At 47.0% G+C, this 13899-nt stretch carries 11 protein-coding genes, 1 tRNA gene and 1 riboswitch; of the genes, 8 read left to right on the top strand and 4 right to left on the bottom strand.

Features of this window, described 5'->3' with window-relative positions; translation table 11 throughout:
* Nucleotides 1-1290: a M18 family aminopeptidase gene (locus K8S15_08815; protein ID MCD4776131.1), complete on the top strand. Its 1290-nt coding sequence runs from the start codon at nt 1-3 to the stop codon at nt 1288-1290.
* 9 nt (nt 1291-1299) lie between these two features.
* Here K8S15_08815 and K8S15_08810 read toward each other — a convergent pair whose 3' ends face one another.
* Genes K8S15_08810 through K8S15_08800 form a run of 3 tightly spaced genes read right to left on the bottom strand, consistent with a single transcriptional unit; the run spans nt 1300 to nt 3468 of the window.
* On the bottom strand, nt 1300-1653 hold the full coding sequence (locus K8S15_08810; protein ID MCD4776130.1) for a VOC family protein: 354 nt from the start codon (nt 1651-1653) through the stop codon (nt 1300-1302).
* Nucleotides 1654-1709: 56 nt separating this feature from the next.
* Nucleotides 1710-2558, bottom strand: coding sequence for an ABC transporter permease (locus K8S15_08805; GenBank protein ID MCD4776129.1), 849 nt, complete (start codon nt 2556-2558; stop codon nt 1710-1712).
* Nucleotides 2548-3468, bottom strand: a complete 921-nt coding sequence (locus K8S15_08800; protein ID MCD4776128.1) for an ABC transporter ATP-binding protein — start codon at nt 3466-3468, stop codon at nt 2548-2550. The genes K8S15_08805 and K8S15_08800 overlap by 11 nt, the downstream gene beginning before the upstream one ends.
* A 54-nt stretch (nt 3469-3522) precedes the next feature.
* Between K8S15_08800 and K8S15_08795 the strand changes: the two genes are divergently transcribed.
* From K8S15_08795 to K8S15_08765, 7 genes are all read left to right on the top strand, one after another.
* Nucleotides 3523-4530: a flippase-like domain-containing protein gene (locus K8S15_08795; GenBank protein ID MCD4776127.1), complete on the top strand. Its 1008-nt coding sequence runs from the start codon at nt 3523-3525 to the stop codon at nt 4528-4530.
* A 22-nt stretch (nt 4531-4552) separates the two neighbouring features.
* Entirely contained in the window at nt 4553-5860 is a 1308-nt protein-coding gene (locus K8S15_08790; protein ID MCD4776126.1) for an FAD-dependent oxidoreductase, read from the top strand.
* Nucleotides 5861-6024: 164 nt separating this feature from the next.
* A riboswitch (cobalamin riboswitch) is annotated at nt 6025-6196 on the top strand.
* Nucleotides 6197-6261: 65 nt separating this feature from the next.
* Entirely contained in the window at nt 6262-8208 is a 1947-nt protein-coding gene (locus K8S15_08785; GenBank protein ID MCD4776125.1) for a TonB-dependent receptor, read from the top strand.
* A 1-nt stretch (nt 8209) separates the two neighbouring features.
* Nucleotides 8210-9229 carry a hypothetical protein gene (locus K8S15_08780; GenBank protein MCD4776124.1) on the top strand — a complete coding sequence of 340 codons (1020 nt, stop codon included), beginning with the start codon at nt 8210-8212 and terminating at the stop codon, nt 9227-9229.
* A gap of 197 nt (nt 9230-9426) precedes the next feature.
* A complete protein-coding gene (locus K8S15_08775; GenBank protein ID MCD4776123.1) occupies nt 9427-11805 on the top strand; it encodes a glycosyltransferase in 2379 nt (792 codons plus the stop codon).
* A 3-nt stretch (nt 11806-11808) separates the two neighbouring features.
* Entirely contained in the window at nt 11809-13065 is a 1257-nt protein-coding gene (locus K8S15_08770) for an NAD-binding protein (GenBank protein MCD4776122.1), read from the top strand.
* Nucleotides 13062-13820 (top strand): TrkA family potassium uptake protein, encoded by a 759-nt coding sequence (locus K8S15_08765; GenBank protein ID MCD4776121.1) that lies wholly within the window; start codon nt 13062-13064, stop codon nt 13818-13820. The genes K8S15_08770 and K8S15_08765 overlap by 4 nt, the downstream gene beginning before the upstream one ends.
* A 1-nt stretch (nt 13821) precedes the next feature.
* Here K8S15_08765 and K8S15_08760 read toward each other — a convergent pair.
* A tRNA-Pro gene (locus K8S15_08760) sits at nt 13822-13898 on the bottom strand.
* Between the last annotated feature and the right edge of the window lies 1 nt (nt 13899).

The following is a 13899-nucleotide window of genomic DNA, read 5'->3' as shown; positions in this document are numbered from 1 at the left end:
ATGAAAACCAACAAGTATCTGCCGGATCTTCTTTCCTTCCTTAACAACTCGCCAACAGCCTCATTGGCTGTTTCACAGATAGCATCGAAACTCGATGAAAACGGTTTCACCAGACTCAAAGAGAGTGATTCCTGGAATATTGGAGCAAATAAAAAATTCTACATCGTTCGCTCCGATGCATCCATCATCGCCGGAATAACCGGCACGGAAAAATGTGAAACAGCCGGATGCAGAATAACCGGAGCGCATACAGATTCACCGGGTTTCAGAATCAAGCCACTGCCAGACAGAAAGATAGATAACATCAACGTTCTTGGTGTTGAACTTTACGGCAGCCCAATACTCGCGACCTGGTTCGACCGCGATCTTTCGATTGCCGGAGCACTCGCCATCCGCGAAGGCAACAGCATTTCCCGAAAACAATTCATGATCAGAAAACCGATATGCCGAATAGCATCTCCCGCCATACATATCGAGAGGGAGGTTAACAAAGATGGCTTCAAGGTTAACCCCGAGATGAATACACCGCTGCTTTTCTCCACATCCGGCGCTGTATTCGATGATATTCTGTCACTTGCATGCGAATCAGCACATGTGAATAAAGAATCCGTCTCAGGCTGGTCTATGGAAGTATGGGATCCTCAACCTGCAGTTCTTGGTGGTATTGAGGATGATTTCATTTTCTCAGGAAGGCTTGATAATCTTGCGATGTGCCATGCTTCAATTGAGGCTCTGCTGTCTTCCGATGAATCCGCCAGGACAAGGCTGGTCAGCCTTTTCAACAATGAGGAAGTGGGTTCAAAAACACTTAATGGAGCCGACTCGGCATTCCTTGATACGGTAATAGAGAGGCTCGCGGGAGGGAGAGACGAGTACTTCAGGTGTATTTCAAGAAGCATTCAGGTTTCCGCCGACGGGGCTCATGGAGTTCACCCTAACTATCCGGGAAAACACGATCCGGGGTGCCGCCCCGTTCTTAATGGAGGGCCTGTTATAAAAGTGAACGCATCAGCAAAGTACACATCTACCGATATAACATCCGCATACTTCATAATCTGCGCTGAGGAATCAAATGTTAATGTTCAGTATTTCATCAACAGGAACGATATGCCCTGCGGAAGCACGATAGGACCTGTCACGTCCGCCAGAACGGGAATTTTGAGCGTAGATGTGGGGAATCCAATGCTTTCAATGCACTCGGTGCGTGAAACAGCCGGGAAATCGGATCATGAAGCTATGATAAAGGTTCTGACACAACACATGAATAGCTCTGTTATTATCAGCAGCTGAAAACTCCGATTATCCGAATTGCACCAGACAGATAACATTCCCGTCTGGATCCTGGCAGTAAAGGTAACTGTTACCGAAAGCATTTATCTTGTTATACATGATCCTGCCACCTGCTTCGATTAATTTCTCAGCCACTTCGTCGATAGATGGAACAGATACAGCAATCGATATATGCCTGTCCAATGGGGAATCCTCGCTTCGATATACCGAGGAGTTCACTCCTGGGCCTTTACCCGAGTCCATTCGCCACCCATCCGGCGGGTCAGGAAATTTGTTGATTTTCCAGTTGAACGCCTCGCGGTAAAATTCAGTTATTTTGTCAGGTTCATCAGATGTAATCTTAACATGGATAATTCTGTTCATACGATTTCCCTTCTGTTACGAAAAGCATAATCCACATTGAGCAGTACGGTCAACAGTTAAAAATCTATCCTTTTGAATTTCAAGTACCCTATTGAGAGAAGTATCAGACTCCATGCAAACGCGTAAATCAAATGTATAGGCGGCACACTGGATGTAACGCCGAAAAAGGCAAGGTTTTCCGTTATGACAGCATTCCTTGGAATCATGCCGTATATCACGCCACGGTAACCTCTGTCTGCCGGAAAAATGTAAATGATGGTGTTCGTGATAGTTACAAGAACATCGGGCGCATCTCCGGGGAACATCTGTATCATTTCATGCATCCCGCCAAAAAGGGAAGCTACAGCCGCAAGAAAAAAGGCGATAAGCATGGATGCAACTTTTTTTATAACCAGGGAAAGAAGCGTTACAGCAGACCATATCACAATCAGCCATAAAAACATGGAAATGAACACCAGCGGTATATCTTTGGGTACGAATGGAAAGTAAATCCTTGTAATAATGAATATCCCACCGAAAAGTATCAGTGAAAGGACATAGGAAACCGCAAGGGGCGCGAGTCCGACGGACAGGTAGACTTTGAACCTCGTCTGAGGAAGTGAGAGCCAGAAGGGCATACGTCCCTGTTCAATCTCCTCCGGCAGCATAGTTGACCCTATTACGATGATAAGAGCGGTAACGAGGGTAGCGGCAAGCGGGCCAGCTGTAATTATCGCTGCCAGAGCAGCATCAGCAGGTCCAAGCATATCAACCGCCATATCGGCCTGATGCTGCCCCATATGTAGATCGGCTTTGGAAGCTGCTGAAACTCCCCACCAGTACAGCCCGAGAAAAACAACGGTTGCTATGACAGCTGTCAGTACGATTTTCCTTCTAAGAAGTTGTTCTACGCTGTTAAGAAACAATGTCGCCCTCCCGTTCCGAATCCATGATTCTGAGGAAGACATCCTCCAGGCTTTCTCTCATCTGGTTTATTCCAGAGAATTGCACACCCGCGTCAAGTACTGTGCGAACCATCTCCGGGAATACGGCAGTATCTGCAAGCTGCGCGATCACACCCTTCAGTTCAAGACGGCATGAATAACCCTTCATTTCAAGGAACAGTTTCATTTTTCCTGCATTATCAGTCTCTACGTACGCAAGGCCGGTCTGCCTTGAGAGGGAATTCAGTTCTCCCTCTGCAATGAGCCTGCCCTTGCTAATAAACGCAGCCATATCACAAACCCTTTCAACTTCTCCCAGAAGGTGCGAATTGATGAGTACTGTGGACCCCTCGGAAGCCAGTTTTCCAATCAGATTACGCACAAGGATCCTTCCACCGGGATCAAGTCCTGAAGATGGTTCATCAAGCAGCACGAGTTCAGGTTTACCGGAAGTGACCAGTGATAGAGCAACTCTTTGTCTCTGCCCCCTGGACATCTTTCCTACAGGCCTTTTCATGAGATCTATACATTCAAGCTCACCACATCGGAACCGAAATTCCTCAATAGAGGATTCATGCCTGATCCGTTCCAGTTGTCTGAAAAGCACAGCAGGAGTCGCCCATGGGGGAAAAGTGACATTCTCGGGCAGATACCTGACACCCTTTCGTGAGAGCGGGGAGGAAACGGGGAGGTCAAAAATACGCACGGAGCCTGAATCAGACCTCACAAGCCCCAGAAGGATTTTCATCAGCGTTGTCTTTCCAGCACCGTTTGGACCAAGGAGTGAAAAAATCGTTCCGGGAGATACTTCAAGACTGAAATCCAAAAGTGCCCGTACTTTCTTGAAGGATTTTGAAACGTTTTCGACTTCGATGATGTGATCTTTTTTCAAGTGCGTTTCCTTTAGTATATATTTGCTTGATTGAATTAACAGAACAGGACTCCATTGAAATATAGCAAAAAATTAGCAGGCGCAATCTTCGGAACGATAATCGGGCTTATACTAGCCTGGCTTCTTCTTAAATTCTCAGTTGAAAACGGTGGTGTCACTCAGGCGATTTGCAGCATCTTCAGCCGTATAGCCGAGGTAGACACCCTTCCGCTGCTCGGAGCGTTCCTGCTCTTCCTTCTAAGCCAGATACTCAGGGCACTCAGATGGATGCTTTTGAGTTTCGGAAGGAAGTACCGCTTTTCTCTTTCGATGGCTGTGACAGCCATACATGTGGGACTGGGACACCTTCTTCCTTTCAGACTGACAGACGTTGCCTTTGTAGGGCTTTTCAGGCATTTCGGTGAGGTTCCTGTGGGGCATGGTGCGGCAAATGTATTTTTCGCGAAACTCCTCGACCTGATCGCATTGGGTATCGTTGTCGGTTCAGCAGTTGCCGCCGGTGTAGGCGAAATGGCTATTCTGGCACCCCTTCTGGTGCTCGTCGGATGTCTGGGAATAGTATTCATGTTTCCCTTTTTAAGAGCACTCAGAAAACCGGTTCAGTGGTTTTTTAACAGGATATTGCATGTTGAGAAACCACATTGGTTCAATGATCTTCTTGAAGCATCTTCTGTAAAGGGCAGGAAAGGGAAGCTGACATCAGCTTTTCTGATCTCCCTGTTTGTCTGGATCAGTAAACTTTTGATGTTCTGTTTTTTGCTTGAATCCCTTGGAATCACCGGAATACCCTTATGGAAAGTATTCCTGGCAAGCGGTGTTACCAATATCATGATAGCTCTTCCTATCAATGGTCTTTTAAGTATAGGAACGGTTGAAGCCGGATGGACCGCCGGGTTCGCCATGGTTGGAATTGAAGGTCTTGTAACCGCGAATACAAACATTGTAGAATTGGGTTTCAGTGTTCATATAATCTGGATGCTTATGGCAGTAGTTATGATGATTCTCGCGATTCCGCTGCTGTGGTACGATTCTAAACTAAAAACACGTTGCGTTACTAACTGAATTACTTAATAAAGGATTTGAATTGAGCAGAAATATTGTAATAGTCGGTGCAGGTGTTTCAGGATTAACGCTGGCCGAAAGACTGACGGCGTCCGGTAAAGATATATCCGTTACCGTGCTCGACAAAGAAAATTCTCCCGGGGGGCTTGCGAGAACATTCGAGAAGAGCGGGTTTCTCTTTGACATCGGTCCTCACCGTTTTCATACATGTGACAGTGAAGTCAATGATTACCTTCTTGATATTCTCGGTGATGAGCATGTGACCATACCAAGGTCAAGCAACGTGTATATGGCGGGAAAATACCGCAGCTGGCCCCTGACGCTGAAATCTGTAATCGGTCTTCCACTGCCTGTTCTTATCAGAAGTTTTTTTGACCTTTTCAGCAGAAGGCCTAAAAGGGAGCCAGGCAACTTTGCCGATTATGTTATTTCAAAATACGGGAAGAATATATACGACTATTTTTTCAGTGGATACACAAAAAAATTCACCGGATGCAATGCCGATGAACTGCATGTTGACTGGGCTGAAGCCGGTGTAAACAGGGCAGTCATTGATAAGAACGTAAAAGCTGACGACCTGTTCTCTCTCCTTAAAAGTCTGCTTTTCCCAAAACCGTTAACAATCATGTTCTATTACCCGTCAACCGGCGGCATTCAGACCTTTTGCGACAAGCAGGCTGAACGCATTCAGAAAAACGGAGGTAGAATACTGTACGGCTGCAGAGCTCTGGGTATTGATACTGATGGAAAAAAGGTTTCAGGAGTCAGAACCGTTGAAAACGGTACGATCCCCGCCGACCATGTATACTGGTCAGCTCCCTTATCGATACTCTTCCCCGATGCGGGTTTCAGATTCATGGACACCATTATCTGCAACATCGCTCTGTCAAGAAAGCAATCAAACAATTATCAGTGGTGCTACTTCGGCCAGGAGGATACTCTATTCAGCAGGCTTACCGTCCCCCGAAATTTCAGAGCCGATTCTGTCCCGGAGAATTGCGACAGTCTTATCGTTGAGATTACACTGAATAATCAGAAATACAGGGAAAATCCTGAAAGCCTGAAAGACAGGCTTGTAGAAGAACTTGAAAGGGTAGAGGCATTAAAAGCCTCAGATATCATCTTCATGGACTGGCATATTATTACTGAAACATACCCTTTGTACGACCTTGGTTACAGGGATAGAGTCTCGGAGCTGGAAATGACTGAAGGGCTAAGTCTTACAGGCAGATGTGGCTCTTTCTGGTACAACAATATGGATCATTCCATAGGAGAAGCTCTGGCCATTTCCTCGGGAAACACATTCGCTAAAGACTTCTGGAAACAGTAAGAACCACAGCTGGTACCGAACACATGACGAGGGATATAGTAAAGCCCTATATCAATAGACATGTCTGAGTTTGCGAAAGCTGAAGGAGGTATAACCTGCTGCAGCCTCATCCTGGATTTCTGATATTGCGATACTCCATTGTTCTTACGCTTTTAAGTCATTATATATTCCTTTGAAATGCTGGTCGCGGGGTGCAGGAAGGCGGTGTGAATCCGCCACGGTAGCGCCACTGTAACCGGGTACTGAACCCCAATAAAAGCCACTGCCGAAAGGTGGGAAGGCGGGGGTAGGGATGATCCGGAAGTCAGGATATTGCACCGCGGCTTGGAAACAGATCCCCGCTTAAGGGATGCTGCTCCGGCCTCAGCCTCCGCGGCTTGCAAAGCTGCCGGAGGTTTTTTTTGGTACAATTGCTTTTGGTATTGATTACTATATCACAGTCAAATCTTTCTGTAACTGATACAAGCGGCTTTCCAATTATCGGAGCTTCAATATGCACAGACAGCACACTCATCGGCATTTCCGACATGAGGGGAGAAGTGCCTCTTCCCGATGGAACTGATTTTATTGAAGTCAGGGCCATCGGATACGAGATATGGAACGGAGCGGTACCATCTTCTGGTAAGGTATTTCTTACAACCGTGCCGGTCCCATCGGGCATGGTTATACTGGTAACTGCTTCTCGCGGGGGCTTCAGAGACCTGTTTCCCGCGACAACTGTTCTGAACAGGGACGACATGGAATATATGGGCAGATCCGGGCTGGGAAAGCTTGGCAGCAGATGCAGCGGTATCTTTATCCGTGAATATGGCGGGGCCATGCCGGTAATCTCCATTTCCATCCGTGGAAGCGATGTGGCGCATTCCGAATACTATATCGATGGACATGACATCACAGGTTCGATGGACGGGCTACCCGGAATTACACTTGATCCTGTACTGTTCGGCGGAATGGAAATCTCAAGAGGGGGGGGGTCGGGTTATCTTAAAGGCGGAATGGCCGGGACACTGAATTTTATTCTTGAATCCCCGGGACTGCCTCCCAGAGGTTCACTTACCGCTGGAGATGATAAATCCATATCTATTTCAGGAGGAATCTCAGCCGGTCAGAACCGGTTTTCACTTAGTATCAGGAAACTTACAGGCATATCCGAATCCGTTGCACACGATGGAGCCCTGCTCTTTCATGGAAACAGTTACCATTTCAGGTACGGTTTAATGACGGCTGTTTCTTCCGGTGAAACAGAAAGCCCGGACTGGACAGTTCCAACAGATGGCACAAGGAAAAGGTACAGTTTTGATGGATGGGGCAGTTGGGATCCGGGCAATTTCAGCCTGAACGCCGGCATGAGGACAGGAAGGCATGAATACAAGTCTACAACACCATCAACAGTGGATGATAAACATGATGAATTAAGCGGTGATATCACCATCGGATACGATTTGCCGATGCTGCCGTTCAATATGAGCGTATCCGCAGGTTCCTCCTTTGATAAGGTATGGAGCACCTCAATAGGCGAAAGGAACAGGTTGACGGGTGAAACAGCGCTTGCAGCAGGATACTCCAGCGGGTTCTCGCTTTCAGCTTCAGCATGCGTTAATGTGATTCCTTCGGAACGCACCATGCTTGGATCAGTATTTTCTGTGGGACTGCCTGTGCAGGATTCGCTTCTTCTTCTGCATACTTCCGCATCGACAGGTTTCAGGCGCCCCTCACTCAACGATCTGTACTGGCCAGAGGATAACTTCGCACAGGGGAATCCGGATCTTCTTCCTGAAACCTCAGTGGAATTCGAAAGCGGTATTTCAATCAACGGCCTTCAGAATTTCAGATTCTCCGCGACAGGTTTTATCGCGGAAACCAGTGATCTCATCAGATGGGAACCGGGACAGGGGGGAAAATGGTCCCCTGTCAACATAGCGGAAGCTCTCAGAAAGGGCATCGAAGCCGAAGCATGGTTTTCCGAAGGTCCCGCTGAAATCAGAGGTACACTTACACTGCTGGAAATCACCGATAACTGCAATGAATCAGTTAATTACGGTAAAACACTCCCTTATACACCCGATTACACATTCGGTCTTCAGGCGGGAATTGAATTTCCCGATTGGGCTTACTGGTCCATATCCGCGAGCGGAATGGGCATAAGGTTCAAGAATTACAGCGAAACTTCATGGATGCCCGCATATACAACCTTTTCAGCGGGAGTAAACCTGAATCCTGAATTCATGGGAAATTTCTCTCTGAACGCCTCTGTTGAGAACCTTCTCGACGAAGACTATCAGGAAACCAGCGGATATGCCGGAAAACCAAGAACATTTCACTTTGGAATAGAATGGAATGGAAACTGAAATGAAAAGGATGAAAAAAGATCATCCCGGACTGATAACTCTGACCTGTATAATACTGATAATCCTTGTTGCGGCATCATGCAATTCACCTGTTGAACCGAATTCTGAACCTCATCCCGATGGGAATCTGGTTGCGTGGTTCAACGGCCTGAGTAATACCGTTGATCTATACTTCCCTGAAAGCGATTTTCTTGTATCGACGGCCTACATTACCGGAAACGCCCCAAATGATATGCTCTACCTTGGTTCTGATAAGCTGGCAGTTCTGAGCTCCCTTTCCTCTATTCTCCAGGTCGTCGATCTTTCCATGTCGGGATCACTCCTGCACGAGATTACCTTTCCAGCTGGCAGCAATCCCTGGGCCATGGCTTACTACAACGACAACATCTGGGTTACTCTCCTGCTCAATAACAAGATAACACCTGTATCAACTGAAACCTGGACACTTGGCGAAGCAGTGGATGTCTCCGACTATCCGTACGGAATCGCCATCGCTTCCGGTAGCATATTCGTAAGTCACGGCGACTATTCCGCACCCAATCCCCCCGGAGGAGTAACCGTCTTCGATGCGGTAACTCTCGAGGAAACCGGTTGGATCGACACTGGGCAGAACACAACCGAGTTGTGGTACTGCCCTGAAACGGGCAACATTCATGCATTCTCTTACACCTATACGGATGACGGTGTTGTTTCAATAATCGATCCTGTTACAGCGACTATCAAAGCTCAGATTCCCACTGGAGGTACTCCTTTCTCACCAGTTAGAGTGGGTAGTTCCTTCGCCTGCTGTGATGGATTCGGATCTTCAATATTCTTCTATGATGAATCAGGAACACTTCAATCGACTTGGACACCCGATTCATCGATTACTCTAGCGGGTCTGGCAGTCAGTGGTGACACTCTATATATGACCGATTTCGAAGATGATTTAGTTTACGTTTCAAACTGGACATCAAAGGTCATGCTCGATACACTAACAGCAGGAAATGGTCCCCAGGGAATCGTCATTGTAGAAAGGTAAGGCGGGGTCGCGTAGAATTTGGCCGGGCATAACATTCGTACATGTTTTAACAATAGGAAATTTTACTATAAGTTACATAGATATAATAAGACAAAATGTTTAGATGTTAGGCCCGGCACCCAGCTTGGCACTCAGCTTGACGTGACCGAAGCCTGATACTTTCTTATGATACTCACCTGCTTATCCGGGAGGTATCAATGGCGGGTCTTTCATGTGATCTTCACGTTCATTCGAAGTATTCAAAGGAATCCGGAAGATGGGTTCTCAGATCACTCAAAGCCCCCGAAAGCTTCACTCCACCAGAGCTTATATACGAACTTGCCCGCAAACGGGGAATGGACTTCGTCACCATAACGGATATCAATACAATCGAAGGATCTTTGAGCATAGCCCAACTGCCGGGAACATTCATCAGCGAAGAGATAAGAACTTTTCTGCATGGAACCAGAACTTCAGTTCATATCGTTGCTTACAACATCTCCCCCGAAGAACACGAGGAAATGATAGCGGTTAGAGATTCTTTTCCCGCCCTCATGGAATACCTCAAAGACAGAAGCATCATTCACTCCCTTGTTCATCCCTTCTACTTTCCTGGAACAGATCTTTTGAACAGTGAATTCAGAAATGTTATCGCGAATGTTGATCTCATTGAATCCCTTAACGGCACCCGGTCAGCGGTCGAGAACGATTCCGTGATCCCCATAACAAGATGCATAAAGCATGACCCCGGATTTACCGGGTTTACGGGCGGCTCTGATGACCACTGCGGCAGGTTCATGGGGTTGACTTATACGGAGGTTGAGGATGCGGACAGTCTGGAAGATTATCTGAAGGGTGTAAGCCAGGGCAGAGGCATTCCCAGAGGAGAGCACGGCAACGCCATCCGTTCCGCCTATTCGGTATACTCCATCGCGTATTCCTTCTACAGAGACAGGCTTACAGCAAAGAAGATGCCTACAATAGCCACAATGGCGGCAGACCGGTTCTTCAGACCATCCATATCTTCCGATGAACCTACCGTATGGCATAAAGCGGACTTTCTTTTCCACCAGCTTATGAAGAAAGCAAAAAAATCCGGTGAATCAGATTTTGAAACTATTTTCGCCGATCAGCTTATTGAAATCGGTAAGGATCTTAACCTTCGTTCCGGAAGCCCCGAGCTGGAAACCGAGGGAATAGATGAGCGAACCTTTGAAATATTGAACAGACTGAGCAATCGATTATTCCAGCACTACTCCTCACTTCTGGTAAAGAGGATTGCCGATGGAAGGCTTCTTGATGCCCTGGAAGCCTTTACCGCCCTTATCCCTGTTATTCTCCTGAATATTCCTTACCCCATGGCCTATTTGAGCAGGAAGAAGGGGAAAGAGGCAGTAGAAAGCATCGCTTCGGAGGTCTCACCGGGTATTTTGGAAAATCTTCAAAATCCTGACAAAAGGGTCTGGTTTACAGATACGATAGACGATTTGAACGGTGTTTCGAGGACAATTCAGAAATTCAGCAGACTCGCGATGGACAGCTGCAGAAAAATGGCTGTTATAGCCTCACAGAGCCGACCGCTATCCTTTCCTGGATGGGTTGTTAATTTCCCTCCTATCCGTGAGTTTCCTGTTCCGGATTATCAATCTAAACTACTCTCAATTCCACCTTTTCTTGAGGTTCTGCGATTCGTGGAGGATGAAAATTTCGGGATGATCTACATTTCAACACCCGGTCCGGTTGGATTCGCGGCGCTTGGAATTTCAAGGATTCTTGGCATACCTGCCGCGGGTATTTATCACACGGATTATCCAAGACATGTAAATCACATAGTACAGGACGGCAAGATGGGAGAATTCGCCGGAGCGGCGGCGGCATGGTTCTACAGCAATGTAGATATAGTTCTTGTACCCAGCAGATACTACATGGACGATCTGGAAAAAATGGGAATTTCCAGGGATAAAATGAAGCTGTTCCCAAGGGGAACTGACTGCGATCTCTTCTCACCTGACTGGAAATCGGATGAATTCATTCGCAGATTCGGTGGTAATACAGAATCAGTGAAATTGATCTACGCCGGCAGGATTTCGCGAGAAAAAGATCTTGATGTCCTGGTGAAGGCATTCATAATTGCCCGCAGCGCAATGCCCAACCTTGAGCTTTATCTTGCGGGAGATGGCCCATACCTTGGAGAACTTGTAAACCAGCTCGGTGGAAGGGGATGCTTCTTTTGCGGTGAGCTGCACGGAGAAGACCTTTCAAGAGCCTACGCTTCAGGTGATATCTTCGTATTCCCCAGTTCCACGGATACCTATGGAAACTCAGTTCTAGAAGCACAGGCATCAGGACTTCCCGCCGTTGTCAGCGACATGGGGGGGCCTCAGGAGATAATTCAACCGGGTAAAACCGGTCTGGTATTCACCAGTCACGATCCCGAATCCCTTGCGAATAGTATTCTGGAGATCGCTCAGAACAGGGAATTACTGGATTCGATGAGTAGAAATGCCAGGATGATGGCAATTGACAGAACATGGGAGAAAGCGTTCAATGAACTGTGGAGCATTTCACCTGACAGTTTCAAGCAGATGAAAGTGTAGAATATGTTTCGCTTGAACAGATACGGGAAATACGACAGGTCATTCAGTAAGATGAAAACATGGCGCGGTTTCGCGTACTTCCTTTCGAGCAAGATCGCCGTTGCACTGACTCTCTTCATGCTCGTGAACGTTATCGGCATATCGGGCTTCATGATATTCACCACCCATAGATCAGGCATTCTTAAGAACCAGTCTATCTCAACCCTTCAGAACCTTCGTAGTATTGAATCTCCCACCGATGCCCAGCTGTCCGAAATCGCCGATATACAGATGCAGCTGGATGAAAGCTCCTTTGCGGGGGAACTTCTTCTTTCAAGTTATATGACAGCAATAACCATAACTACCGTCGGTTTCGACGATGTCATCAGGAATTATGCTTACGATTACATGAACGAGAAATGGCGGAGGGCTTACAATATATGGGTCACGGTTTTCGTGATTATTGCATATATGGCAATTCTTTATGTAAACGCGAATTTCGTTGCTTATCTCGTAGGAACGCGCCTGGCGGAGAATATGAAAAGGCGTGTTATCCTGAGGAACATATCACGTTTAAACGGTCATTTTATCGTCTGCGGATGCGGCGGAGCGGGAAGTGTGATCATATCCGAGTTCCTGCGGTTCGGGATACCTGTAGTGGGTATTGATTCCGATGCGAATCCACCACACAACCTCAGAAAGACAAACGGCTTCTTTTATCTCTCAAGAGACAGATCGGACGAAGTACTCTTCTCCGAAGCCAGAATAAAGAAAGCCCGAGGCCTTGTATCAGTGCTGCCGGACGACAGCGATAATCTGTATCTGACACTTGCAGCGCACCTTTTGAATAAAGATCTCAAGATAGTAAGCAGGGCATCCGGTGAGGAAAACGAGGAAAAGCTGTTGCTTGTCGGAGCTGACGCGTCCTTCACGCCATCCATCGCGGTTGGAAAAAAACTTGTAGCGGATCTTCTCAACATAGAAACAATGGATTTCATGGAAAAGATGATAGACAGCGGCGACCATGATTACAGAATGGAAGAATACATAATCAGCAGTGACTGTCCATCAATCGGAAGTACACTGGGAGAGATGAACCTCGGCCGGAAAACCGGAACAAGAATATTCGCGGTAATGAAGCAGGACGGTTCAGTTGTTTACAATCCTGGAGCGGACTATACGCTTGAGCAGGATGATGTTATACTAACTATAGCATCTCCGGAACAACTCGGACTTCTTGCCAGGACACTGCAGCGGCGCAAAAGGAGAAAAACGCTGTGAGCCCTTCTGATAACAGTAGTAAAGTATGCGTAGTGTCAGGTGCGGGTGATACCGGACTTTGCGTTATCAAGGAACTCGTTAGTCACGGTTTTACAGCTACGGTTGTGGATAAAGATCCCGATGCTCTGAAAACGATAGAGGATATGGGGATAACTATAACAGCGGTACAAGGCAACTGCCTGATTGATAATATATTAAAGAAAACTGACCTTTTGAATGCCAGGGCTCTGTTCTGTGTGCTTCCGGATGACAGAAGTAATGTATTCCTCAGCCTTTCAGCAAGAAGAATCAACCCCGAACTCGAGATATATTCTGTAGCTTCTGACATTTCTGCCGAAAGGAAGCTTAAACTCGTAGGAACGAGAAGAACCGTTAATCAGGACGCGGCGGAAGGGCTCAGGATCTCAAACGAGATGCTCCGTCCCGATGTCGCGAAATTTCTTGATGGAATTGTCTTCGCCCGTGATAAGACCGAAGGATATATCAGTATAGAGATATATAAGAAGTGCCCTTCAATTGGAAAAACACTTAAAAAGCTTGAATTGCATAACAGGACAGGTGTTGTGATAATAGCCGTTAAAAAGAATGATGGCAGCTATGTTTACAGTCCGTCCGGGGATTACAGGCTCTCAGTGGGAGACAATCTTATCTGCTTCGGCACCGGGGATGACAGGAAAGCCATACAGAACCTTCTCGCGACACAACAGGATAGAAAAGAAAAATGGGGCAGTCTCCGGCATGTGTTCCGAAAATAAATGGTCGGGGCGGCCGGATTTGAACCGGCGACCCCCTGCTCCCAAAGCAGGTGCGCTACCGAACTGCGCCACGCCCCGA

Origin of the sequence: Candidatus Aegiribacteria sp., from assembly GCA_021108005.1 — a bacterium.
In the GTDB taxonomy this organism is placed as follows: domain Bacteria; phylum Fermentibacterota; class Fermentibacteria; order Fermentibacterales; family JCC-6; genus Aegiribacteria.
Note: the sequence above shows the minus strand (reverse complement) of the source record. Positions and strands in the feature narration are given on the sequence as shown.